At 62.7% G+C, this 22,443-nt stretch carries 22 protein-coding genes; 7 read left to right on the forward strand and 15 right to left on the reverse strand.

Annotated elements, in window-relative coordinates:
• Nucleotides 1-267 precede the first annotated feature (267 nt).
• Complete coding sequence (locus tag BLT92_RS00860) at nucleotides 268-2,202, reverse strand: LPXTG cell wall anchor domain-containing protein (protein ID WP_092101978.1); 1,935 nt, start codon at nucleotides 2,200-2,202, stop codon at nucleotides 268-270.
• 245 nt (nucleotides 2,203-2,447) lie between these two features.
• Between BLT92_RS00860 and BLT92_RS00865 the strand changes: the two genes are divergently transcribed.
• Genes BLT92_RS00865 through BLT92_RS00875 form a run of 3 tightly spaced genes read left to right on the forward strand, consistent with a single transcriptional unit; the run spans nucleotide 2,448 to nucleotide 4,318 of the window.
• Nucleotides 2,448-2,912, forward strand: coding sequence for an META domain-containing protein (locus tag BLT92_RS00865; protein ID WP_092101981.1), 465 nt, complete (start codon nucleotides 2,448-2,450; stop codon nucleotides 2,910-2,912).
• Nucleotides 2,909-3,229, forward strand: a complete 321-nt coding sequence (locus tag BLT92_RS00870) for an META domain-containing protein (protein WP_092101984.1) — start codon at nucleotides 2,909-2,911, stop codon at nucleotides 3,227-3,229. Before BLT92_RS00865 ends, BLT92_RS00870 begins: the two co-directional genes overlap by 4 nt.
• Entirely contained in the window at nucleotides 3,230-4,318 is a 1,089-nt protein-coding gene (locus BLT92_RS00875) for a DUF808 domain-containing protein (protein WP_092101987.1), read from the forward strand.
• A gap of 34 nt (nucleotides 4,319-4,352) precedes the next feature.
• On the opposite strand, the gene BLT92_RS00880 is transcribed toward BLT92_RS00875, so the two are convergent.
• From BLT92_RS00880 to BLT92_RS00910, 7 genes are all read right to left on the reverse strand, one after another.
• Nucleotides 4,353-5,201: an ABC transporter ATP-binding protein gene (locus BLT92_RS00880; RefSeq protein WP_231938959.1), complete on the reverse strand. Its 849-nt coding sequence runs from the start codon at nucleotides 5,199-5,201 to the stop codon at nucleotides 4,353-4,355.
• A complete protein-coding gene (locus BLT92_RS00885) occupies nucleotides 5,198-6,304 on the reverse strand; it encodes a FecCD family ABC transporter permease (protein ID WP_092101990.1) in 1,107 nt (368 codons plus the stop codon). The genes BLT92_RS00880 and BLT92_RS00885 overlap by 4 nt, the downstream gene beginning before the upstream one ends.
• Nucleotides 6,301-7,368, reverse strand: coding sequence for an iron chelate uptake ABC transporter family permease subunit (locus BLT92_RS00890; RefSeq protein ID WP_092101994.1), 1,068 nt, complete (start codon nucleotides 7,366-7,368; stop codon nucleotides 6,301-6,303). Before BLT92_RS00890 ends, BLT92_RS00885 begins: the two co-directional genes overlap by 4 nt.
• An 88-nt stretch (nucleotides 7,369-7,456) precedes the next feature.
• Nucleotides 7,457-7,942 (reverse strand): SufE family protein, encoded by a 486-nt coding sequence (locus tag BLT92_RS00895; protein WP_092101998.1) that lies wholly within the window; start codon nucleotides 7,940-7,942, stop codon nucleotides 7,457-7,459.
• The gene (locus BLT92_RS00900; RefSeq protein WP_172802532.1) at nucleotides 7,942-8,850 is read right to left on the reverse strand and encodes a sulfurtransferase; all 909 of its coding nucleotides are present in this window, start codon (nucleotides 8,848-8,850) and stop codon (nucleotides 7,942-7,944) included. The genes BLT92_RS00895 and BLT92_RS00900 overlap by 1 nt, the downstream gene beginning before the upstream one ends.
• Before the next feature lie 150 nt (nucleotides 8,851-9,000).
• Nucleotides 9,001-9,789 carry an alpha/beta fold hydrolase gene (locus tag BLT92_RS00905; protein WP_092102001.1) on the reverse strand — a complete coding sequence of 263 codons (789 nt, stop codon included), beginning with the start codon at nucleotides 9,787-9,789 and terminating at the stop codon, nucleotides 9,001-9,003.
• A gap of 31 nt (nucleotides 9,790-9,820) precedes the next feature.
• The gene (locus tag BLT92_RS00910; RefSeq protein ID WP_092102004.1) at nucleotides 9,821-10,315 is read right to left on the reverse strand and encodes an SRPBCC domain-containing protein; all 495 of its coding nucleotides are present in this window, start codon (nucleotides 10,313-10,315) and stop codon (nucleotides 9,821-9,823) included.
• Between the two features lie 61 nt (nucleotides 10,316-10,376).
• On the opposite strand from BLT92_RS00910, the gene BLT92_RS00915 reads away from it, so the two are divergent.
• Entirely contained in the window at nucleotides 10,377-10,835 is a 459-nt protein-coding gene (locus tag BLT92_RS00915) for an NUDIX hydrolase (protein ID WP_092102007.1), read from the forward strand.
• A 47-nt stretch (nucleotides 10,836-10,882) separates the two neighbouring features.
• Here BLT92_RS00915 and BLT92_RS00920 read toward each other — a convergent pair whose 3' ends face one another.
• Nucleotides 10,883-11,839, reverse strand: coding sequence for an iron-siderophore ABC transporter substrate-binding protein (locus BLT92_RS00920; protein ID WP_092102011.1), 957 nt, complete (start codon nucleotides 11,837-11,839; stop codon nucleotides 10,883-10,885).
• A 33-nt stretch (nucleotides 11,840-11,872) separates the two neighbouring features.
• Nucleotides 11,873-12,874 (reverse strand): helix-turn-helix transcriptional regulator, encoded by a 1,002-nt coding sequence (locus BLT92_RS00925; RefSeq protein ID WP_157691290.1) that lies wholly within the window; start codon nucleotides 12,872-12,874, stop codon nucleotides 11,873-11,875.
• 54 nt (nucleotides 12,875-12,928) lie between these two features.
• Between BLT92_RS00925 and BLT92_RS00930 the strand changes: the two genes are divergently transcribed.
• The gene (locus tag BLT92_RS00930) at nucleotides 12,929-14,242 is read left to right on the forward strand and encodes an FAD-binding oxidoreductase (RefSeq protein ID WP_092102017.1); all 1,314 of its coding nucleotides are present in this window, start codon (nucleotides 12,929-12,931) and stop codon (nucleotides 14,240-14,242) included.
• Here BLT92_RS00930 and BLT92_RS00935 read toward each other — a convergent pair.
• Nucleotides 14,217-15,707 carry an amino acid permease gene (locus tag BLT92_RS00935; RefSeq protein ID WP_092102020.1) on the reverse strand — a complete coding sequence of 497 codons (1,491 nt, stop codon included), beginning with the start codon at nucleotides 15,705-15,707 and terminating at the stop codon, nucleotides 14,217-14,219. The two genes, BLT92_RS00930 and BLT92_RS00935, sit on opposite strands and share 26 nt — an antisense overlap.
• 61 nt (nucleotides 15,708-15,768) lie before the next feature.
• The gene (locus tag BLT92_RS00940; protein ID WP_157691291.1) at nucleotides 15,769-17,046 is read right to left on the reverse strand and encodes an FAD-dependent oxidoreductase; all 1,278 of its coding nucleotides are present in this window, start codon (nucleotides 17,044-17,046) and stop codon (nucleotides 15,769-15,771) included.
• 157 nt (nucleotides 17,047-17,203) lie between these two features.
• On the opposite strand from BLT92_RS00940, the gene BLT92_RS00945 reads away from it, so the two are divergent.
• Nucleotides 17,204-17,815 carry a TetR/AcrR family transcriptional regulator gene (locus tag BLT92_RS00945; RefSeq protein ID WP_157691292.1) on the forward strand — a complete coding sequence of 204 codons (612 nt, stop codon included), beginning with the start codon at nucleotides 17,204-17,206 and terminating at the stop codon, nucleotides 17,813-17,815.
• On the opposite strand, the gene BLT92_RS00950 is transcribed toward BLT92_RS00945, so the two are convergent.
• A complete protein-coding gene (locus BLT92_RS00950; RefSeq protein ID WP_092102025.1) occupies nucleotides 17,793-19,064 on the reverse strand; it encodes an alpha-hydroxy acid oxidase in 1,272 nt (423 codons plus the stop codon). The two genes, BLT92_RS00945 and BLT92_RS00950, sit on opposite strands and share 23 nt — an antisense overlap.
• Nucleotides 19,065-19,261: 197 nt before the next feature.
• Between BLT92_RS00950 and BLT92_RS00955 the strand changes: the two genes are divergently transcribed.
• Nucleotides 19,262-20,479: a Fic family protein gene (locus BLT92_RS00955; RefSeq protein WP_092102028.1), complete on the forward strand. Its 1,218-nt coding sequence runs from the start codon at nucleotides 19,262-19,264 to the stop codon at nucleotides 20,477-20,479.
• Between the two features lie 23 nt (nucleotides 20,480-20,502).
• Here the strand turns inward: BLT92_RS00955 and BLT92_RS00960 are convergent, their stop codons facing one another.
• Nucleotides 20,503-21,189: a response regulator gene (locus tag BLT92_RS00960; protein ID WP_269457378.1), complete on the reverse strand. Its 687-nt coding sequence runs from the start codon at nucleotides 21,187-21,189 to the stop codon at nucleotides 20,503-20,505.
• Nucleotides 21,190-21,196: 7 nt separating this feature from the next.
• The gene (locus BLT92_RS00965; protein WP_092102031.1) at nucleotides 21,197-22,345 is read right to left on the reverse strand and encodes a sensor histidine kinase; all 1,149 of its coding nucleotides are present in this window, start codon (nucleotides 22,343-22,345) and stop codon (nucleotides 21,197-21,199) included.
• Nucleotides 22,346-22,443 lie beyond the last annotated feature (98 nt).

Below are 22,443 nucleotides of genomic sequence, written 5' to 3' on the forward strand. Positions count from 1 at the left end.
CGTTTTCGTCTCTCTTATCGGGAGCTTGCAATATCACAACTTGATGACCTTGGTCACGGTTAGGTTACGGGGTTCACACAGCGACTACCAAGAAAGTACCCCTAAAACTGTGAACTAAATGAACGAAACAACAGGCGTTGCTGAAATGGTGAGCGCAGACTCCGCCACGGTTTGCAGCGCCCGGACATGCAGAGCGCCCCCGGTCCGAAGACCAGGGGCGCTCGTGTGTACTCTCAGACGATCATTAGATGATCGTGTGAGCTATGTTCAGTTCTTCTTGTTCCGACGCATCGTCAGAACAACCGCGGCTCCACCGACAACGAGGAGTCCGGCACCGGCGGCAAGGCCGGTCAGTTCAGCACCGGTACGAGGCAGATCAGATCCGCCGTCCCCACCGTCACCATTGCCGTCATCATCATTGTTGCCGTCATCGCCGCCGTCGTTTCCGCCGCCGCCGTTGCCTTCTTCATCTTCGACGACAGTGAACGAGCCGGTCAGAGCCTTCTCATCGTCCGTGTCGTTGGCTCCGGTGACCTTCACGTCGTACTTGCCGAGGTAAACCGATGCATCGGCTTCGCTCGTACCGTAGATCGAGAAGGCAGCTGCGCCGTTCTCATTAGCGGTCTCGTCGAGGGTGATGCCTTCGACGTTCTCAGGACCGGAAGCGACCTCAAGGGTCACCTTCTCCCCCTCGTCGAAGCCCTTGACCGAAACCGTGACGCCCTTGTCTTCCTTCACGAACTCGGAAGCAACGATCTCCTTGGGGTCAACGTTGATCTCGCGCTCGGCAGGAGCAGGAGTCTCGGTCTCTTCCTTCTCAACGGTCACCTGGAACTCGGCAGGTTCGGATTTCTGGCCGTCTACCGTCGCAACTGCGCTGTAGTCGTAGTCGCCTGCAGCCTCAGGACCCTCAATTGTGAAGTTGCCGTTTTCGTCGGCCTTCACAGTCTCTGAGCCTTCTTTGGCGGCCTGGGTGTCATTGCCGGACTGCTTGTCCTTGGCAGGTGCCCAGTCGAGCTTGACCTCGGCGCCAGCCTCGGCCTTACCGGTCACATCACCGTTGGGCTCGATGGTCTGGTCCTTGACCTCTGGGGCTGCTGGAGCCTCAGGGGTCTCTTCGCCTGGCTTCTCGACGTTGAAGTCAACGCCGGACTGCTCGAGCGAGTAGTCGAGGTCGGCAACCCAGCCGAACGACGTGCCGTCTGCGGCGGGTCCGCCGCCGGAGATGACGCCGACTGCGGTGTCACCCTGGAAGACAGCGCCACCGGAGTCGCCCGGTGCCGAGAACGGATCGTCTGAAGGTGAGGTCACGCCAAAGCCGTGAACCCAGCGACCGCCAACGTTCGAGTACTCGAATGGGTACTCTTCGTACGGAATGACTTCACCCTCGGTCAGGCCGGTCGTGCGGCCGGACTTCTGGATGGAGCCTTCTTCGTGTGCTCCGACCTGTGCGATGTCGGTGGCGAGGCTCTTCGACAGATCGTCGGAGTCTGCGCTCGACCAATCGGTGACGCCGTTCTTGACGTTGTACTTTTCCTCATCAACGTTGATCACTGCGAAGTCGATGTCGGAAGGCTTCGGATCCGTCCAGTCGTCGCTGGGGCCCTCAAGCAGGTCACCGCTGCCGTAGCTGTGGAAGCCCCACTCGCCGACGACGCCGAGCTTGGATGGCTGGAATCCTTCGCCGCCATTGGCTTCTGCGATGGAAGGCTTCTCGGTGTCACCGATCTTGGTGTCGCCGGTGATTTCACCCGATGCCGAGTCGATGACCTTCGAGCAGTGTCCTGCGGTCAGCACGATGGGGTTGCCCTCGCCGTCCCAACCGGAGAAACCGGTGGAGCAGACGCCCATGCCTCCTGGCTGTTCGGCCAGGTAGCCGGCTCCGCCGACGAGGTCCTTCTTCGCATACGGCTTCAGTTCCTTGATGCCGTCGACAATGTTGACGTTGTCGAACTTCTCCGCAAGGTCTTTGATCTCGTCGGTCTTCTTCTCAACACCGAGGTTGAGCTTTCCGTTCTTTGCACCGTAGGCGTTGACGCCTTCGATACCGGACAGTGCCTTCTGCACCTGGGCGTCGTTCTCGACATTCAGCTTCTGCGGGGCGGCGTCCGCCATTGCAGGGGATGCGACGAACGCACTGCCGAGACCGAGCGCCGCGGCGGCGGTCAGTGCCAGCGAACTCTGCACGAGTTTCTTCTGCATACTCTTAGGTTCCCTTGATCGGATTCACTGTTGCATTTGCCTGTGCTCTCTTCGATCCGCTCTCCAGCAATTGAGAGGGTGTCCCTGAGAACAGTCTTTCAACCACATGAAAGGTTACGGTTTGGCAACGATGGGAAGCAAGAACAATGCGTGTTGCTCGTGAACACAACTTACAAAAGCTGAATCGGCACGCATTGCTCTGTCTTCTCCATGAACCGCCCATGCCTGGCCGTTATGATCGGTGCATGCGTAACCTCACCGACAACCGACCTTCAACTGCGTTCAGACGTACGATCGGAATTGCTGTTCTCGGCCTCGTGCTGCCCCTCGCTGCCTGTGGGACAGGTTCCGAGCCCAGCGAACCGACCAGCTCCGCTCCTACGGAATCCAGCAGCCCTACGGATTCGGCGGATTCTGCGGCCATCGATCCCACCGGCAAATGGACGTCTCCTGAGACCGGAGATCCGTTCCTCGAGTTCTCCGCGGACGGACAGGTCAAGGGTACCGACGGCTGCAATCGCATCCAGACAACGTGGGAAGTCGACGGTGACAAAATCCTCATCACCCCGTTCACCACGACACAGAAGGCATGTGCCGGAGTCGACACGTGGCTGTCAAAGGCATCATCGGCAACAATCGAAGGCAATGTCATGAAGATTGCTGATTCCAACGGGAAAGTCGTCGGTGGATTGGAGAAGGAAGACAAATGACCAACTCAGTCAACGGCAGATGGGTCAGTGCCAAGCCAGGGTCCGCTGCATTCCTGAACATCACAGCCGACGGGGCCCTGACCGGCAGCGACGGCGCCAACCGCATCTCCACCACGTGGAGCAGCGATGATTCTGGGGCGGTCGTCGAATCGTTCCTCACCACCCAACGGGCAGCTCAGGGTATGGAGAGGTGGGTCGGGCGCACACGCCGGGTCGAAGCCGCTGGCAACCAGCTCAATGTCTTCGACCAAGCCGGCAACCACCTCGGCGTGCTGAACCGAACCGACGATGCTGACGACTCCGACGAAGGACGATAAATGGCCGGCGGACTTTTCGCACTCCTCGACGACGTGGCAGCTCTCGTCAAGCTCTCTGCGGCAAGCCTCGATGACGTCGCCGCGGGCGCATCTCGGGCAGGAGTCAAGGCTGCCGGCGTCGTCGTCGACGATGCTGCGGTCACCCCGAAGTTCGTCGCGGGAGTCGACCCGAAGCGGGAACTGCCGATCATCAAACGCATCGCGTTCGGTTCGCTGTTCAACAAGATCGTCATCATCGTGCCGATCATTCTGCTGCTCAGCGAATTCCTTCCATGGCTGCTGACTCCCCTGCTCATGGTCGGCGGCACCTATCTGTGCTTCGAGGGCGCGGAGAAGATCTTCGAGAAGCTCGGATGGATCGAACACCACGAAGAGCCGAAGAAGGAATCCAAGCACGGTAAGAAGGATGACGGCAAGGACGAGAAGAAGATCGTCCGCTCAGCCATCACCACAGATTTCGTGCTCAGCTGCGAGATCATGGTGATCTCACTCAACGAGGTCGCCAATGAGGCTCTGCTCCCCCGAGCCATCATCCTCGTCGTTGTGGCCCTGGCGATCACGATCGGTGTCTATGGAACCGTCGCCCTCATCGTCAAGATGGACGACATCGGCCTGCACATGGCTCAGAAGGAGAAGCCGGGCACGCAGAAGTTCGGACGGTTCCTCGTTAAGGCGATGCCCAAACTGCTGGGCGGGCTGACGGTCATCGGCACCTTCGCCATGCTGTGGGTCGGTGGACACATCATCCTCGTCGGCACAGATGAACTCGGCCTCCACATCCTCTACGACTTCGTCCATCACCTGGAAGAACCAGTCGCCGCGGTCGCAGGCGTAGGTGGTTTCCTCGGTTGGCTGGTCAACACATTCTTCTCGCTCATCCTCGGCGCCATCTGGGGAGGCATCGTGGCAGGAATCGCCATCGGCATCACTGCCCTGATGAAGTCAGGAAAAGACGACAAGGACACGGCAGAAGAGCGGAGCGATGAGACGACCGGGCAGAAGGCGTCGGCAGACACGACTGCAGACGCGGACGCAGACCACGAGTCTGACCACGACCCCGCTGAAAGCAAGGACTCCTCAGAGAGCTGAGCAATATCGGCCGGCTTCCAGCTGCAGGTCCGGGTCAGCGATCTGCGAAGGTCTTCTTCGGCTTGCCGGGAACGATCATGGGTGCTCCTGTGACGGGGTCGTCGATGACCGAGCAGTCGATGCCGAAGACCTGCTGGACAAGCTCGGTCGTGATGATCTGGGCCGGCGCGCCCTGGGCGACGATCCCACCGTTCTTCATCGCGATGATCTCATCGGCGTACCGGCAGGCTTGGTTGAGGTCGTGGAGGACGGCGACAAGAGTGTGGCCGTGTTCGTGGTTCAACTGTGCGAACAGGTCGAGGAGTTCGATCTGGAAGGCAAGGTCGAGGAATGTCGTGGGCTCATCGAGCAGCATCAGCGGCGTCTCCTGCGCCAGGACCATGGCCACCCAGACCCGCTGCCGTTGACCGCCGGAGAGCTCATCAACCTGCCGGGATGAGAGTTCCTCGGTGTTGGTCGCACGCAGTGCCGAGAGCACGGCGGTTTCGTCCTGGTCCGTCCACTGTTTGAGGAACGACTGGTGCGGGTGACGTCCGCGCGCCACGAGCTCCCCCACCGTGATGCCGTCGGGGGCGATCGACGTCTGCGGCAGCAGACCCAACCGTTTCGCGATCTGCTTCGTCTTCAACTTCGCAATATTGCCACCGTCGAGGAGCACCGAGCCCTTCGCGGGAGTCATCAGTCGAGCCAGGGCACGCAGCAGCGTCGACTTTCCGCAGGCGTTGGGACCGACGATGACGGTGAACTTGCCCGGCGCGATCTCCACGTCGAGGTCGGTGATGACCTGCCGGTGGTCGTATGCCAGATCGAGATCGTGGGCGGCGAGTGGTGACGTGCCCGCAGCAGTGTCCGTGCCGATGTTCGTGACTGGTGGAATGCTCATTGTGCCTTCCGAGCTTCTTGGATGAGGAGCCAGATCAGGTAGATGCCGCCGATGCACACGGTGACGACTCCGACGGGAAGTTGAGTCTCGCCCAAGGCGTGTTGGGCGATGAGATCGGCGGCGACGAGCAGTAGGGCTCCGACTGCCGCAGCCGAAAGCAGGCTGGTGCCCTGAGCCTTCGCGATCCTGCGCCCGATCTGTGGGGCGGCCAGTGCGACGAAGGCGATCGGTCCGGCAGCAGCCGTGACCACGGCGACCAGGGCCACGGCCACGAGGATGAGGCCAGCTCTCACGGGTTCGTTGCGCACACCCAGTGCTTTGGCGGTGTCATCGCCGAGTTCCAGGGTTCCCAGGCCGCGAGAGAAGAGTCCGCAGCCCAGCCCCAACAGGATTGTGCCGATGGCTGCCGGCAGCAGGGTCGACCAGCCCATTCCGTTGAGAGATCCGGCACCCCAGGTCGCTGCGGCCATGGCGAGGTCGAGGTCGGCGCGCATGATCAGCCAGGTGTTGAAGGCATTGAGCATCGCGGTCAGGGCGATGCCGACGATGATGAGCCGGAAGCCCTGGACTCCACCCTTCCACGTCAGAAGGTAGACCACGATGGCGGTGAGGAGGCCGCCGATGATCGCACCGAACGCGGTGGAGATGAAGCTGGAGCCGAAGACGATGATAGTGACGATGCCGCCGGTGTAGGCACCCGTGGAGAAGCCGATGATGTCAGGGCTGCCCAAAGGGTTGCGGGTCAGAGACTGGAAGACCGCGCCGGAGACACCCAGGCCGGCTCCGAGGACGATTCCGGCGATGATGCGCGGTGCCCGCCATTCGCCGACGACGGTGTTGACGATGCGTCTGTCAGCCTGGCCGAACAGTCCTTGGAAGACTTCAGCGGGAGTCAGCGAGAACTCTCCGAGCAGCAGACCCACGAACCCGCAGCCCAGTGCCAGAAGTGTGACGATGCCCGCTGTGACGACGACTCGCAGATCGATGCGCAAACCCAAGGCCCGCAGCATGGGACGACCGAAGTCGACCCGCTCCCCCGGCAGGACACGCTGGCCGGGAACGAATTCGGTGGTGTCACCGATCGGTGAGTTCGAGGATTTCACAGTCCGCTCGCCTTCTTTCTGCGCACGAGTGCGATGAGCACCGGTGCACCGACGAAGGCGGTGACGACACCGACCTGTAGTTCGCCCGGCTTCATCACCACACGTCCGAGCACATCGGAGACCAGCAGCAGAATCGGCGAGAGGATGACTGAGTAGCTTAAGATCCATCTCTGATCAGGACCGACGATCCAGCGGGCGATATGGGGAATCATCAGTCCGATGAACCCGATTGGCCCGGCGGCTGCGGTGGCGCCGCCGGCCAGGAGGGTGACCGCAAGAATGGTGAGGATGCGGGTGCGGTTCACCGAGGTGCCGAGGCTGGCGGCCAGATCGTCGCCGAGGGCGACCGCGTTGAGCGAGTGCGCCAAGAACAGGGCGAGGACGACGCCGCCGATGATAAACGGAGCGACTGCGTAGATGGTGTCGAATCCGCGACCGGCGATGGCTCCGACGTCCCATGCGCGGAAGGCGTCGAATGCTCGTTCGTTTGTGAGGAGGATTCCCTTGGTCAGTCCGGTCAGCACCGCGGCGACCGCGACTCCGGCCAAGGTCAGGCGGATCGGATCGACGCTGTGATTCCGCCCGGAGGAACCGATGATGTACACGCCTGTCGTGGCCACGAGGGCGCCGAGGAAAGCGAACCAGATATAGCCGTTGATCGAGGTGATCCCGAAGAATCCGATGCCGATCGCCACTGCGAAGGAGGCTCCGGCGTTGACGCCGAGGATGCCCGGATCGGCCAGGGGGTTGCGGGTCAGGGCCTGGATGAGGCCGCCTGCCAGCCCCAGGCCCATCCCGACGAGGATGCCAAGTACCGTCCGGGGCAGGCGCAGCTCCAACACGACCAGCTGATCGTCGCTGCCACTAGGGTCGAAGAACGCCCCGAGAACCTCCGAGACCGGCATATCCCGGGTGCCGATGGCCAGGGACATCAGCACGACGAGCACCAATGTCAGGACCGCGACGACGAGGCCGACCGCTCGTTTGATCTTCAGCGCCCGTGTCGTCTTCTGCCCGGTGACCGAAGAGGGCTTCGCCGAGGTGGTGGTGGCGAGACCGGTCATCGGAGGGTTCCTTAGCATCGACTAATTAAGGGCAGGCTAACCACAATCTAGTCGAAAACGTCGGCTCGTCCAAACGATTTCCCGATCATCACTCTGTGATCTTGCCGATCCTCTCGGAGGTCTGCCGCTGGATCCTCGACAGCATTCCACTCATCCCCCGCAGTCGCAGCGGGCTGACGAGCTCGGTCATCGACAGACGCAGGGGCAGGTCAGCTGGGATGGACAGAACCACCTCGGCGGTCTGGCCGTTCAGCCCTTCATAGAGGATGCCGGCGAATCCACGAGTTGTCGGCGCCTCGGGAGGGGCAGAGAAGTGCAGCCTGACAATCGCCTCATCCCCCTGCTCGGGATCCTCAACCTCGGTGACGAGGAAGATCGGTGACTGGCATTCGGGCACCTGCTCCAGCAGCTCCGGGTGATCGCTGTAGCGCGGTGGCAGCTCGGGCAGATCCGAGGCGAGTTCGAGCAGCAGCTGGAGTCGGTCGCTGGAATCCGTCTCGGCGAAGTCGGTGACGACGTCGGCCAGGCTCTGCGGCAGATCCGAAGTGACTGGAGTGTCTGTGTCGGCAGTCATCAGCGGCTGGGCACCTCGCCGGCCTCTGATCCGGTGACGATGGGAACGCCGACGACATTGCCCCACTCGGTCCAGGAACCGTCGTAGTTGCGGACGTTGGTGTAGCCCAAAAGGTGCTGAAGCACGAACCAGGTGTGGCTGGAGCGCTCGCCGATGCGGCAGTAGGCGATGACTTCATCGGCGGTGCCGAGCCCGGCCTCGTCGGTGTAGATGGCCTTGAGCTCCTCGGCTGATTTGAAGGTGCCGTCTTCGTTTGCGGCCTTCGCCCATGGCACCGATGCGGCAGTGGGGATGTGTCCTCCGCGCAGTGCGCCCTCTTCGGGGTAGGCGGGCATGTGGGTGCGCTCTCCGCTGTATTCCTCGGGGCTGCGCACATCGATGAGGGGACGCTTGCCCAGGCTGTCTCTGACCTCGGGCAGGAACGCACGCAGGGTTGAGTCGTCACGGTCGATGACCGGGTATTCGGTCGGTTCCCGGCGTGGCTTCTCCGTGGACAGTTCGCGTTCCTCGGCCTGCCACTTGGAGCGGCCGCCGTCCATGAGGCGGACGTCTTCGTGTCCGAACAGCGAGAAGACCCACAGCGCGTAGGCGGCCCACCAGTTGGATTTGTCGCCGTAGAAGACGATCGTGTCCTCACGCGAGATGCCCTTCGCGGACATGAGGGCGGCGAAGCCCTCACCGTCGACGTAGTCACGCGTCACGGTGTCGTTGAGTTCGGTGTGCCAGTCGACCTTCACCGCGCCGGGGATGTGCCCGGTCTCATAGAGGAGGACGTCCTCGTCGCTTTCGACGATGACCAGTCCGGGTTCACCGGCGTGCTCGGCCACCCATTCGGTGCTGACCAGTCGTGATCCGTCTGCGTAGTCGGCGAATTTGGCCGTGGTATCGGCCGGGATCGCTGTGCTCACTCGTTCCTCCTCGTGAAGATTGTGATGGTGTGGCTCAATGGATCTCTGTGTGGCTCAACGCCACTGCCCACCAGCATATTCCTCACCAAGACTGTCCCGATTTCGGGGTCTCACAGGTGAGATCGGGGCACCCCAGGTGAGTTCGCGGCGTCACGTGCGCGCGAGGAATGCCTGCAGGGAGGAGATGAACGTCTTCGGCTTCTCGGAGTGGACCCAGTGGCCTGATCCCTTGACGGTGAGCAGGGTTGCGCGGGGGAAGAGGGAGCGCATGAGAGGCAGTTCCTCACGGGAGACGTAGTCCGATGTCTCACCGGCGATCCAGAGCACCGGGCCGTCGAAGGTCGCCTCCCCCGTCTCGGGGAAGTCTCCGATCGCGGGCAGGCTCTCATGAAGCAGGGTGAGGTTGGGTTGCCAGGCGTACCCCGCCGAGGTGGTCCGCAGGTTCTGCAGCAGGAACCCCCTGATCGTGTCCTCTGGGATCTTGTCCTGCAGAGCTTCATCCGCAGCGGTGCGCGACTCGATCTCATTGAGATCGAGTTCGGCGAGGCTCGAGAGCAGATGTTCGAAGACGCCGAGGGACCCGCCTGCAGTGGGGGCGATGTCGACGACGACGAGGTGGTCGATGAGTTCCGGATGGCGCAGGGCCAGGATCATGGCGACCTTGCCGCCCAGGGAATGACCGACCAGGTGCACGGGCAGATCTTCGGGATCGGTCACCTCGGCGATCATCGCGGCCACGGAGTCGGCCATGCCCACGTAGCTGAAATCCTCGGTCCAGTCCGAATCACCGTGGTTGGGCAGGTCGACGAGGAGGCTCGAGTAGTCGGGCTCGAGGGCTTTGGCGATGGAGGTGAAGTTCTTGCCGCGGCCGAAGAGTCCGTGGAGGAACACGATGCGCTCTCCGGCGCTGCCGACGAGTCTGCTGGCGATATCAGTCACGCTTCCAGCCTACCCGGCACGTCTCACCAGGTCATGTGCTGTCGGTGGCCGTCTGCTCCAGGGCCTGCAGCGATTGGTCGAGATAGTCGGGGCTGACGACGGGGAAGCCGCCGAATGCGTCTCGGATCTCCTGTGTTGTGCGTGACCAGTCATAGGTCAGCTTCACCTCGGTGCCGGTGTCCTTCTCGTCGAGGGCATAGCGCCAGCGCCAACCACCGGGGGCCACATGACCGCTCTCATCGGCTTGTCCGGGATCCCATGCGATCGCGTGATCGGGTTCGAACGTGGTCACGGTGATGTCGATCCGGTAGTCACCGCTGGCCTCATCGAAGCGCATATTCATGGAGAAGATCTGTCCGGTGGCCGTGATCGGCGTCGGATCAATGGCGCCTTGCACCCAGTCCGTGGGTTCGGTGTCCCGGTGCCGAGCCGGATCAGCCAATACGGTGAAGATCGTATGGGCAGGGGCGTCGATCGTGCGGGTGGCGATGATGTGCTCGTTCGGGTATTTCGCTGCTTCGGCCATCTGATCAGCCTATTCACCGGACTGCGGCATGGGAAGAGATGCTCACAGGTAGGCTGAGTCCATGCACTTCTCCGATTACGACACACGACTGGCCGGGTACGCGGTGATCGTCAACCAGGACCGGGAAATCCTTCTCAGCTGGTTCAACGGCGGCAACGAACCGGCCCATGCTCTGTGGACTCTGCCCGGCGGTGGAATCGAGTTCCACGAGAGCATCGAGGCAGGCACGATCCGGGAGATCAAAGAGGAGACGGGCTTCGACGCCGAGCTGGTCCGGCCGCTAACGACACACACCTTCACTGAGAATCGCAGCAATTCCGCACGCCGCAGATCGGTCTCGCGTCCGTTCAAGGGAGTCCGCGTCGTCTATGAGGCTCATATCACCGGAGGCATGCTGGGGACTCTCGAGGTCGACGGCACCACGGACCGTGCCGAATGGTTGGCCATCGACTCTCTGGCAGACGTGCGGCACGCCCGCATCATCGATATCGGTCTTGATGCGTGGCGTGCCGCAGTGTGAGGAAGCGTGACGGCCTTGTGAGTGCGAGAGCTGCTTGAGTGCGGCCGCTACTTCAGAGCATCCGCGACGAGCTCGGGCATCTTCTCCGCGGCAAACGACGCGGAGAGCACTGAGTTGAGTGAGAATGCCTGCCTCACGTCGTTGAGGTCCTCGGTCAGCACCAGGCTGTGCCCGTCCTCGACAGCTGGGATGCGCTTGAAGGCAGCGTCCTCGGTGACTTCGGCGTCGGGGATGTAGATCGGGAAGGCCACGACCAGGTCCGCGTCGAGATCATCGAGTTTCTCTTCGGACACGGTGGCGGTGAAGCCCGAGGGCTTGAGGGCTGCGACCTTCTCGGACTGCTTGAATCCGAGCTGTTCCATGAACTGGACTCGCTCCGACCCTTCGACGTAGGCCCCCCAGCCTTCCGAGGTCTTCGCGGCCACGCTCACGGACTTCCCGTCGAACTCCGGATGGGCCTCACGAGCGGCCTCATACTTCTTGTCGAGATCCTTGAGCAACTTCTTGCCTTCGTCTTCCTTACCCAGGGCCTGGGAGACGAGGTCGACCTGCTGGTCCATAGTCGTCAGGTAGTTGTCTCCGCCTTCAGGCGCTCCCACAGTTGGGGCGATCTCTGAGAGTCGGTCATAGCGCTCCTGCTCACCGGAGCTCTTAGTATCGAGGATGAGGTCAGGTTCGAGAGCTGCGATCTTCTCGAAATCGGGCTCCATCGTCTCGATGATCTCCGGGGCCTGGTCGTAGAGGTCCTCGGCCCAGGGGCCGACGCCCTTGCCGCCGAACTCCACCCAGTCGGAGGCTCCGACCGGCTGCACACCGAGTGCCAACGCGGTTTCCGCATCTCCCCATCCCAGCGCCACGACCTTCTGCGGGTCCTTGGGCACTTCGACTGCGCCGAATTTCGTGTCGACGCTGATGCCGGAGGCCGTGTCACCAGGGTCTCCCCCACCGCCGCAGCCGGCGAGCACAAGAACAGAGGCAATCAGTGGAGCGAGAATTCGGCGCATGAGTTCCTTCTTAGGTAGTTAGGCGAGCCTAGCTTAACCCACAGTTCCCAGTCGCGCACGAATGGTTTGGAGCCGATTGAGCACTTCGTGGTCGGCGGCGATGTCGAAATCAGCATCAACGCTCAGCAATGCACACAGGTACTCGACGATGAGATCGAGCGAATCGGCGCTGAGACTCACCTCGCAGCGTTGGCATGTCAGTTCCTTCACGACACCGAAGATGGTGCCGTGGTATTTCGACCGCAGCTGCAGGGCCGAGATCTCGAAAGTCACGGTGGCGTTGAATCGATAGTGCGCCTCGGCGAAGGACCGGGCCACAAAGGAGAAGGCGTCGAGCACTTGAGGCTCAAAACGTTCATGTCTGTACTTGACCGAACTGATGCGTTCGACTCGGAACGAACGCCAATCTCGGCGATCGGAGTCGAAGGCGACCAGATACCAATACCCTGACATCGTGACGAGTTTGTGCGGTCTCACGTGCCGCAGGGTGCGGGCGCCGTCGCGCTTGACGTGAATGAATGACAACGCCTGGTGATCAGCGCACGCATCAGAGAGTTCGAGCAGCACATCGGTATCCGGAAGCATGGTTGCGCCCTCGACGTCGGGGCCAGGTCCGGCCTCAATCGATTGGACGAGTCGATGATATCGATGGCGGAGGCGCGCGGGCAGCATTCGTTCGAGCTTGATCCTCGCACTGTCAGTCGCCACCCGCACACCGTCCGAAACGGATTGACCGCGCACCTGACGACTGGCCGTCGACAGACTCACTGCAATCGCCACGGCTTCCTCGTCATCGAATTGCAGGGGTGGCAGATTCGACGACTCCCCCAGGTTGTATCCCCCATCACGGCCAGTCCGACTGCGAACCGGATAGTCGAGAGACTTCAACCTCTCGATGTCTCTGCGCAGAGTACGAGGCTGCACACCCAAGCGTTCGCTCAGTTCCCCGGCCTGCCACCACCCTCGCGACTGGAGGAGCGAGAGTAGGCGCAGCAGCCTGCCTGGCATTTCGCTGCTCGGAGTTCGACTGGTCACAGCTGAATTATATTGTGGTCACATTCGTACCACAATGAATTCTACTGTGAAGGCATGAACTCGATCACAGGATTCCAACTTGACCATCCGCACTCCCCCGACCACATCGTCAGCCCCCTGACCGCCACCGAAGTGGCTGCTGCCGTACGCTCAGAGCTGCGCTCCCGTGCACCGCGTATCGCCGTGCAGTCGACCGGACACGGCCGAACTTCGGGGATGCGTTCGGGGACACTCATCGACACCTCGAGAATGAATGATGTCGCCATCGACCCCTCGGCACGCACAGTGACCGCCGGAGCCGGAGCCAGATTCGCGGAGGTGATGGCAGCCGCCGCGCCCCATGGGTTGGCCCCGTTGTCGGGAAGCTTCCCCGGGGTCGGCATTGCCGGGTACAGCTTGAGCGGCGGCGTTGGCCTTCTGTCACGAAAGTACGGGTTCGCTGCCGACAATGTTCTCAGCGCCGAAATCGTCACCCCGGATGGCGAGATCAGGATGACATCCGCCCAGGAGAACCCGGAGTTGTTCTGGGCACTGCGCGGGGCAGGTTCGAATTTCGGCATCGTGACCTCTTTGACGATGAGGGTCTTCCCCATTGGAGAGGTGCTCGGTGGCTCGATCGAGATCGACCTGCGAGCATCTCCCCAAGCCGGCCAGGTGTGGCGGGAATGGGCGATGGGGCAAGGCCGGGACATGATGACTGCCGCTGCCATCTGCTCGGCTCCGACCACTGCCGCTGACCTGCCTGCCCTCCTGCGCGGAATCCATCAATTGCGAATTCAGATCGCATGGTCGGGCGAGACTGAACTCGGTCGAGCGCAGGTGGCACTCCTGGAGAGGGCGCTGGTGGCCGCCGGGGCAGAATTCGCCTCGAGCATTGATGTCGTGCCCTTTGCGAGGACCGGCGAGATATTTGCCGAACCTGATGAGCCCCATTCATACGCCAGTGACGCATTCTTCCTACCCGAGCTCGGCGAGCAGACGACAGCGAACCTCATTGCAGCGAGTTCCCCGGACCGCGTTCCCTGCTTCACCGTCATCGGTCTGCGTCTGCTTGGTGGCGCCATGGCCAAAGCACCCGAGATTGCAAACGCCCTCGGACATCGCGATGCCACATGGCTGTTTTCTGTCTTGTCGCCCTTGAACGAGGTCGAGGAGACTCCACTGGCCCATCACCTCACCATTGCCGGCGAGCTGGGTGCACCCGAGACCGGCGACGCGCCCCTTGGCCGCTCGCTCAATTTCACCTTTCGGTCCTTGACCGCCGAAGAGATCACGTCAGCGTTCGAGCCCGACGATCTGACACGGTTGCGTTCCCTACGGGATCATTTCGATCCGCGCAGGGTCATGCTGGCCCAGTTCGCGGTGTGATCGTCAGCCCGTCGACGTCCATCTCCTCCAGACCCACCGTGCGTGAGCGACGTCCGGTGACCAGTCGGTGGATGAGCCAGAGCAGCAAGAACGCGGGCAGCCCGATGTAGGCCGAGGCGACTTCGAGGACGCGTCCGTGGGCGACGGCCTCGATGTTCTGTCCGATGATGACGATGACGAGCATGCCCAGGGCGATGATCGGACCGATGGGGAACATCGGCGCCCGGTACGGCAGGTCGGCGAGATCTCGACCCTGCTTGATGTAGGCGCGGCGGAATCTGAAGTGGCACCAGGCGATGCCGACCCAGACGATGAACCCGGACAGGCCGGAGACGTTGATCAGCCAGGTATAGGCCCCACCATCACCCATCACCTCGGAGAGGAAGCCGAACAGGCCGATGACCGCAGTGGCCAGCAGTGCCATGACGGGGACTCCGCGTTCGTTGAGTCGGGCGAACAGCCTCGGCGCGGTCCCTTCCCTGGCCATCGCATAGAGCATGCGCGTCGAGGCGTACAGTCCTGAGTTTCCGGCCGAGAGGATCGCGGTGAGGATGACGGCGTTCATCACCGACGCGGCCACGGCGATGCCGGCGCGTTCGAAGACGAGAGTGAAGGGTGAGGCGGTGACGTCCTCATTGTTCGCCGAGGCCAGCAGCGAGGGGTCCGAATAGGGCAGGAGGAAGCCGATGATGACGATCGCCCCGATGTAGAAGAGCATGATGCGCCAGAACACGGTGCGGATGGCTCGTGGCATATCGCGGCGCGGATTGGCCGACTCCCCCGCTGTGACACCGACGAGCTCCGTGCCCTGGAAGGAGAAGCCGGCGATCATGAATACGCTGATGATCGAGACCCAGCCGCCGACAAATGGCGCTTCGCCTCGTGTCCAGTTGCTCACGCCCGGTGAGTCACCGCCGATGATGCCGGCGATCATGAGCACACCGAGAACGAGGAACGCCAGCACCGCGGTGACCTTGATGGCGGCGAACCAGAATTCGCCCTCGCCGAAGGCCTTGGCAGAGAGGAAGTTGAGTCCGGTGAGCAGGGCGAGGAAGATCGCCGCCCAGACCCAGGAGGGCACATCGGGCAGCCAGAAGGACATGATGACCCCGGCTGCGACGAGTTCGGCCGCGAGAGTGATGGCCCAGTTGAACCAGTAGTTCCAGCCCATGGCGAACCCGAAGGAGGGGCTGACGTACTTCGACCCGTAGGTGTGGAAGGAGCCGGCCACGGGCAGATGGGTCGACATCTCCCCCAGGGACTGCATGACGAAGAGGACCATGATGCCGATCGCAGCATAGGCCAGGAGTGCACCGCCGGGTCCGGCCTGGGAAATCGTGCCGCCGGAGCCGAGGAAGAGGCCGGTGCCGATGGCGCCGCCGATGGCGATCATCTGCAGGTGACGCGACTTCAGCCCCCGTTTGAGTTCGCGGTTCTCCCTCACCGAGGCGGCTGTTTCGTTCATCGTGTCCCTTGACTGTCGTGCGACCGGTGTCCTGTTCGGGCCCCGGCCATTCTTACCACATTCAGATGTCGGTGCTGCGCACTTCGTCCGGTCTGGCCGGGTGTTTGAGGAGGTCGATGATCGGTGCCAATGCAGTCTTGACGCTTACCAGCTTAAAGATCAGGTCTCGCAGACCGGCGACGGCCCGCGGCAGGTAGAACATGAATCGTGCCAGTTCACGAGAGGTTGACTGCGCCTGTTCGGCCCTGGGCCGCTGGGCGGCCTCGAAGCGAGTCAGTGCCTCGGGCAGCCGCTCCGGTGAGGTGGCTTCGAGGGATGCTGCGAGCATCCGGGCAGACTCCATCGACATTCCGGCGCCGATTCCGGCTGTGGGGAGGAAACCTGCCGCGGCATCTCCGAGGAGGACCGTATTTCCTGTGACCCACTGGCGGCTGCGGAAGTCTCGCAGTGCCCAGAAATACGGATCCTCGGCCTCAGCGACGGCGGTCAGTGCTGCGTCGATCCGGGGACTCACGGTGGTGAGCTGGCTGCGAACCTCGGTAACGAAGCGTCTGGCGCCGAGTGGTTCCCGCGAATCTGGAGCGCCGAGGAAGATTCCGATCCTGTCTTTGACCGGGTAGGCGCCGAGGAAGAATCCCTCGCCCCAGAGTTCGTCGACCTGGTCGGTGTCAGCATCTGCCGGTGCCCAGGCAACCCACCCGCCCCATGCCGTGTCGACAGAGCTCTCGGCTGAACCGCCTGGCACGAGGCGTCTGCTGTGGGAGTTCAGACCGTCGGCGATGATGACGAGGTCGAATTCCGCACCGTGCAGATAATGGTCCTCGCTGTGGACCCCGGTGGACACTTCCACCCGTGCCGGTCGAGGGCCGGCGTCAGCGGCAGGGTCGAGTGCGGCAAGGGAAACCAGCGATGAGCCGAAGGCCACGGGGCAGGTCTCGGTCGAGAGGACGGCGAGGAGCTCTCCCCTGGCAATTCCTCTGTATTGCCCATAGCGGGCCAGCAGACTGCCCAGACGGTCCTCGCGCAGCGTTTCGCCTGTATGGGCGTGGAATGCGTACCGGTCGATGGCCACGCTGTTCTCTTGGTACTGCTCGCGGACGCCGAGATCATCGAAGACCGGGTCGACCATCGGCATGAGAGCGAGCATGTATCCGGCATGATCGTCATCGGTCATCGTCTCGGAATCTCGCGAACGCTCGATGAGCACGGGATGTCTGCCCTGCCTGCGCAGCAGTTGGGCGACCGCGACTCCGGCGATTCCAGCGCCCACGACGAGAATGCGCAGATCCTCTGTCTTCGCGGCCTCAAACTGCTCGTCAAAGGGCACGTTCGTGATCATGACATCTCCTCGCGTCGTCATCTCCTGCAGCTGGTCCCTGCAGCTGGTCCCTGTCTGCGCGATGTCTTCGCGGTCAGCATGCGCAGAGTGGACTAGGTGGTCCAATCACGGTAGCATTGAGTGGACCACCTGGTCCAGAGATTGTGAGGAAGAGATCGTGTCAGCTTCTGCATTCGCACGTATGCCGAGAGCCAAGCGGCAGGCGCTGATCTTCGCTGCCGCCGAGGAATTCGCCTCCCGCCCCTTCGAACAGGCCTCCCTCAACAGCATCATCTCCGCAGCTTCGATGAGCAAAAGCTCCTTCTATCACGTCATCGACTCCAAGGAATCCTTGTTGTCACTGGTCGTCGATGAGCTTCGCGAATTGGCGAGGAGAGAATGGACTCCGCCGGACCCGAGCAGCTTCGCCTCAGACTTCTGGAAGACTGCCGCACACGTGTTCGACGATGCCCTGCGTGTCTGGCCGCAGGTTCGGGCACTCGAACTGCTGTGGCGGATCGTGCATGAAAATCGTGCCGATCCCGGGGTCACCAGCCTTGAGAGCAGCTACCAGAAGTGGATTTCGTCGGTGCTGGAGATCGGGCGGGAGGCTGGTGCCATCGATGCGGAATGTCCGGCGGACCTGCAGGCCGTGGCGGCCGCGAGCATGCTGGGCGCCTTCGACGAATGGACCCTGCAGCAGACCAGCCGCGACAGTCGAACCGGCGACAGCATCGAAGCCGCCGCCAGTCAGCAGTTCCGTCTGCTCAAGCGCCTGCTCGAGGCGTGAGCTGCTCTCCCGAGGTTCCCTTGGTCGGGCCGGGAACACCGGGCAGCCCCCTGGCCAGCTGCGGTCCGAGGTCGGAGATGTTCCGGGCGCCCATCAGGCCCATGGCAGTCAGTATCTCTGCCCGGATCAGGTCGATGGCCTTCTCCACGCCGCGCTGTCCGCCGGCCATCAATCCGTAGAGGTAGGCCCGGCCGACGAGCACGAAGTCCGCTCCGGCACACAGAGCGGCCACGACGTCGGTGCCGGACATGATTCCGGAGTCGAGGATGAGTTCCATGTCCTCGCCGACGGCCGCTCGCACCCCCGCCAGTGCAGTCAGGGAGTCAGGTGCGCGATCGAGTTGGCGTCCGCCGTGGTTGGATACGACCAGGCCGTCTGCGCCGATGGACCGGGCCCTGTCGGCATCTTCGGCGGTGAGGACTCCCTTGACGAAGAGCCTGCCCTTCCACTGCTGACGGATCCACCTGAGGTCATCGAGGTCAAGTGTCGGATCGAACATGGTCCGCGTCATCTCGGCCAAGGACTGTGAGGTGTTTGACAAGGAGGCATATTTCGGCGGCTCGGTGGTGAGGAAGTTGAACCACCAGCCGGGCCGGTAGGAGGCATCGAGGATCGTCTTCAGGGTCAGCTTCGGTGGGATCGAGAGCCCATTGCGGTTATCGCGCAGACGCTGGCCCGTGATCGGAGTGTCGACGGTGACGAGCAGGGTTTCGTACCCGCTGGCCTGGGCTCGCTGAAGCAGATCGAGGCTGCGCTCGCGGTCCTTCCACAGGTAGAGCTGGAACCAACGGGTGGATCCCGGTGCCGCCTGGGCGACCTCTTCGATCGATCGCGTGCCCATCGTTGACAGCGAGAAGGGAATGCCTGCCTTTGTCGCCGCGCGGACTCCCCCGATCTCACCTTCGGAATGCATCATCCGCGTGTAGCCTGTCGGGGCGATGCCGAATGGCAGTGCTGTGTGCTGACCGGCGATCGTCGTCGATGTGTTCGGGGCGTCGACTCCGTGCAGGATCCGTGGGAGGAGTTCGACGTCGGCGAAGACCTGACGGTTCTTGCGCAGCGTGTGCTCATCGAGCGCGCCGCCGTCGACGTAGTCGAAGGGCGCCGTGGGGGTCACCCGCTTCGCGATGCGACGCAGGTCCCAGACATCGGCGGCGGAGTCGAGTCGCGCACCCACCCTGTCGAGCCTGGGCAGACCGAACTGCAGAAGAGGGGCGAGTTCCTTCACGTCGGGCAGCTGCCGTTTCATCATTCTCCTCATATTCGACACTGAATCTCATCGGGTTCGAGACCCCTGCGAGCACTGTGAGCCTCCGGCGCTCCTAGTATCCTCGGCGTCTCTGAGCTGCGAGTCTAACGAGGGAACCAAGTTCCGCGGAACTGGGATCACCATGAGAGATATTCCCATTTATTCAATTATATGGGCGTATCGTCTAGACTATTCCCATGTCCGACTCCGCCGTTCCCGTGCCCGATCCTGCCGTTCACGTGCCCGCAGCGCAGGCAGAGACCAGACCGTGGCGCCAGGAATTCCGCGGCGGCACGATCGACGACAGAAAATTCGCCGAGGTGGCCGTCTCCATTCCGGCTCGCATCGGCTCGGTCGACCTGCGCCTGCCCTCGGAGCTCGCCGCACGCTCTGAAACCGCGGTCCGCGCGATCTCGCGGCTTGATGCCGAGCACGGTCGCACCTTGATCCCACTGTCGTACCTGCTGCTGCGCAGCGAGTCGATCGCCTCGTCGAAGATCGAAGCCGAAGAGGCCCCTATCGACGACTTCGTCCGAGCCCTCCACGGTGCGAAGTCCAATTCTTCGGCAACTGCGATGGCAGCTGCAACGGGCGCGCTGGATCTGCTGACATCGGGAGCGATCAATGCCGATTCGGTCTCTCGCGCCCATCGGCTGCTGCTCAAGGACGATGCCAGTGAGGCTCATCTGGCGGGCCGACATCGGCCGATGCAGAACTGGATCGGCGGCTCCGATCATTCGCCCCGTGGCGCGCTCTACGTTCCCCCTCCCCCGGAGCTCGTCCCTGAGCTCATGGATGATCTGCTGACCTTCGCCCGCCGCGTTGACATTCCCACGATCGCGCAGGCCGCCGTCGCCCACTCACAGTTCGAAGCGATCCATCCCTTCACCGACGGCAACGGTCGGATCGGACGAGCTTTGGCGGCTGGCATCCTCCACTCACGCGGAGTCACGACCGGGATCACCGTTCCTCTGGCTGCTGCCTTGGTCGAGGTTCGAGACCGCTACTTCGCCGCGCTGAATTCCTATCACTCAGGCGACGCCGGACCGGTCATATCGCTGTGGTCGACATCATCGGTGATCGCGGCGGAGGAAGCTCAGCTGACCGCGCATAGGCTGGCTGGACTGCCTGATGAGTGGGCCGACCTCCTCGGCCATCCGCGTGAGAACAGCGCCTCGGCCAGAATCCTGACCTACCTCGCATCGGACCCGGTGTTCACGATCGACGATCTTGAGGACTCCTTGCACCTGTCGAGCTCCTCGGCGAACAGGGCAGTCTCGACCCTGACGGAAGCGGGGGTCCTGCGTGGCCTGACCAGTCGCAGACGCAATCAGATCTGGGGTGCCGGCGACGTCCTCACCGAGCTCGAAGACCTCAACCTGCGCATCGGCGACAGGGCCCGTTCCGAACTCTGAACACCTGCTTCGTGTCGATCGGCTCAGGACTGGTCGAGGTAGTGCAGGACCGCGGGGACCCGTCGACTCGTGGTCTGGCCCGCGTGCAGGCCGAGCTTGTCGAAGATCGAGCTGATGGCCTTCTCCACGGAGCTGATGGACACGTAGAGTCGTTCGGCGATGCCGCGATTCGACAGGCCCTCAGCCATGGTCTCGAGGACCTCGTTCTCACGCGGTGTCAGGGCCGAGAGCGAATTCTGCTTCTCCGAGCCGCTCAGCAGCTGCCTGACCACCTCGGGGTCGATGACGGTTCCACCCGCCGCGATGCGGTTGACGGACTCGAGGAAACCATCGATGTCAGTGACACGGTTCTTGAGCAGATACCCGACGCCGACGGTTTCGGTGCTCAGCAGCTCGGTCGCATATTCACGCAGTACGTATTGACTGAGCACGAGGACACCGATGTCAGGGAACCGCCGTTTGATCTCCAGCGCGGCCTCGAGTCCTTCTGTGGTGTGGGTCGGCGGCATCCTGACATCGACGATCGCCAAGTTCGGGCGCTGAGCCGCGACCGCGGTGAGGAGCTGCTGTCCGTCATCGACAGAGGCCACAACTGCGATGCCCTCGTCTTCGAGCAGGCTGCGCACCCCCTCGCGCAGCAGCACCGAGTCATCGGCCAAGGCGACTCTCATCGGGCCGAGGATCGGGGTTTCGGCGCTGGATTCAGGCATGCCAGGTTCAGACATAGGGGATCTCCGCTCTCACTGTGGTTCCGACATTCTCTGTGCTCTCAATCGTCATCGTCCCGTCCAGTGCTCCGACCCGACGCGACAGTCCTTTCAGCCCGCTGCCGGCAGGGTCGGCTCCCCCGGTGCCGTCATCGACCACCTCGGCGATGAGCTTCTGTTCATCGGCGATCACGCTGATTCGAACAGTCGACGCATTCGCGTGCTTGACCACGTTGGTCACGGCCTCCCTGACGACGAAATATGCGGCCGATTCGGTGGCCTGCGGCGCCCTCCTCGACGGGACGGCGGTGAGGGTGACCGGGATCGGGCTGTGATCGGCTACCCGGTGGAGGACAGTGCTCAGGCCATGTTCGTCCAGTGCTGTGGGATAGACGCGCCAGGCGACCTCCCGCATCTCGTCGATGAGGTCCTGGGACTGGACCAGGGCATCGTCGAGGAGCTCACTCACCTTGTCCGTGTCCTTCGCCCGCTGTGCCCGGGCGATGAGCACAGACAGGGAGACGACGTTCTGCTGGACCCCGTCGTGCAGGTCCCGCTCGATTCGGCGCCTCTCCTCATCGATGGCCATGACCACCCCGTGGCGGGTCATCAGGAGCTGGGTGATCCGGGTGTGCGGTGCGTTGGGTCGGCTGACCTCGGTGGATCGGGAGTCGATCTTGCCGTGCAGCCAATTGGCCGCCTCGGCGAGAATGATGACTCCGATGAGGTTGGCGGCCCCATAGAGCACACCGACGAACAGCGTCGGTTGGCTGATGGTCCACAGGTCGAAGCCGATGGTGACGCTGCCGCCGATGAACAGCCCCTGGATGAGGGAGCCGATCGTGACGACGAGGAATCCGGTGAGCAGGTTGAGCACGGGTACTGCGATGAGGCCGGCGACCGCACCATTGAGGAGGAAGAAGGAACGCGTGTTCGGATCGTGGCTCATGACGATTCCGAAGCATCTGAGCTGCCGGGAGCGTTCCCAGCCGAGGACTCTGCGACTCAGTCCTGAGTTGGGGGCAGGGACAGCGGCTAGGAGGAGCGGAATGCACAGCAACACTCCCCACAGGATGCCGACCACCGAGGCGCTCCAACGTGTGACGAACATGCGGGACTCTCGGGGAATCCTCGCGGTCAGCGATGTCGGCCAGGGCATGGGTCGATCGTAGCAACGCAGTGTCCGGACTCCTATGCGTCGGGCTGCAGACTTCGCTTCCGGTTTTCCGCATCGTGTGTCCGGGCTTCTGCGCACAA

The sequence above is a fragment of the Brevibacterium picturae genome (assembly GCF_900105045.1).
In the GTDB taxonomy this organism is placed as follows: Bacteria; Actinomycetota; Actinomycetes; order Actinomycetales; family Brevibacteriaceae; genus Brevibacterium; species Brevibacterium picturae.

Coding starts and splice junctions, on each gene's coding strand:
- BLT92_RS00860 (WP_092101978.1), bottom strand. CDS start 2,202: ATGCAGAAGAAACTCGTGCAGAGTTCGCTGGCACTGACCGCCGCCGCG.
- BLT92_RS00865 (WP_092101981.1), top strand. CDS start 2,448: ATGCGTAACCTCACCGACAACCGACCTTCAACTGCGTTCAGACGTACG.
- BLT92_RS00870 (WP_092101984.1), top strand. CDS start 2,909: ATGACCAACTCAGTCAACGGCAGATGGGTCAGTGCCAAGCCAGGGTCC.
- BLT92_RS00875 (WP_092101987.1), top strand. CDS start 3,230: ATGGCCGGCGGACTTTTCGCACTCCTCGACGACGTGGCAGCTCTCGTC.
- BLT92_RS00880 (WP_231938959.1), bottom strand. CDS start 5,201: ATGAGCATTCCACCAGTCACGAACATCGGCACGGACACTGCTGCGGGC.
- BLT92_RS00890 (WP_092101994.1), bottom strand. CDS start 7,368: ATGACCGGTCTCGCCACCACCACCTCGGCGAAGCCCTCTTCGGTCACC.
- BLT92_RS00895 (WP_092101998.1), bottom strand. CDS start 7,942: ATGACTGCCGACACAGACACTCCAGTCACTTCGGATCTGCCGCAGAGC.
- BLT92_RS00910 (WP_092102004.1), bottom strand. CDS start 10,315: ATGGCCGAAGCAGCGAAATACCCGAACGAGCACATCATCGCCACCCGC.
- BLT92_RS00915 (WP_092102007.1), top strand. CDS start 10,377: ATGCACTTCTCCGATTACGACACACGACTGGCCGGGTACGCGGTGATC.
- BLT92_RS00920 (WP_092102011.1), bottom strand. CDS start 11,839: ATGCGCCGAATTCTCGCTCCACTGATTGCCTCTGTTCTTGTGCTCGCC.
- BLT92_RS00930 (WP_092102017.1), top strand. CDS start 12,929: ATGAACTCGATCACAGGATTCCAACTTGACCATCCGCACTCCCCCGAC.
- BLT92_RS00935 (WP_092102020.1), bottom strand. CDS start 15,707: ATGAACGAAACAGCCGCCTCGGTGAGGGAGAACCGCGAACTCAAACGG.
- BLT92_RS00940 (WP_157691291.1), bottom strand. CDS start 17,046: ATGATCACGAACGTGCCCTTTGACGAGCAGTTTGAGGCCGCGAAGACA.
- BLT92_RS00950 (WP_092102025.1), bottom strand. CDS start 19,064: ATGAAACGGCAGCTGCCCGACGTGAAGGAACTCGCCCCTCTTCTGCAG.
- BLT92_RS00955 (WP_092102028.1), top strand. CDS start 19,262: ATGTCCGACTCCGCCGTTCCCGTGCCCGATCCTGCCGTTCACGTGCCC.
- BLT92_RS00960 (WP_269457378.1), bottom strand. CDS start 21,189: ATGCCTGAATCCAGCGCCGAAACCCCGATCCTCGGCCCGATGAGAGTC.
- BLT92_RS00965 (WP_092102031.1), bottom strand. CDS start 22,345: ATGCCCTGGCCGACATCGCTGACCGCGAGGATTCCCCGAGAGTCCCGC.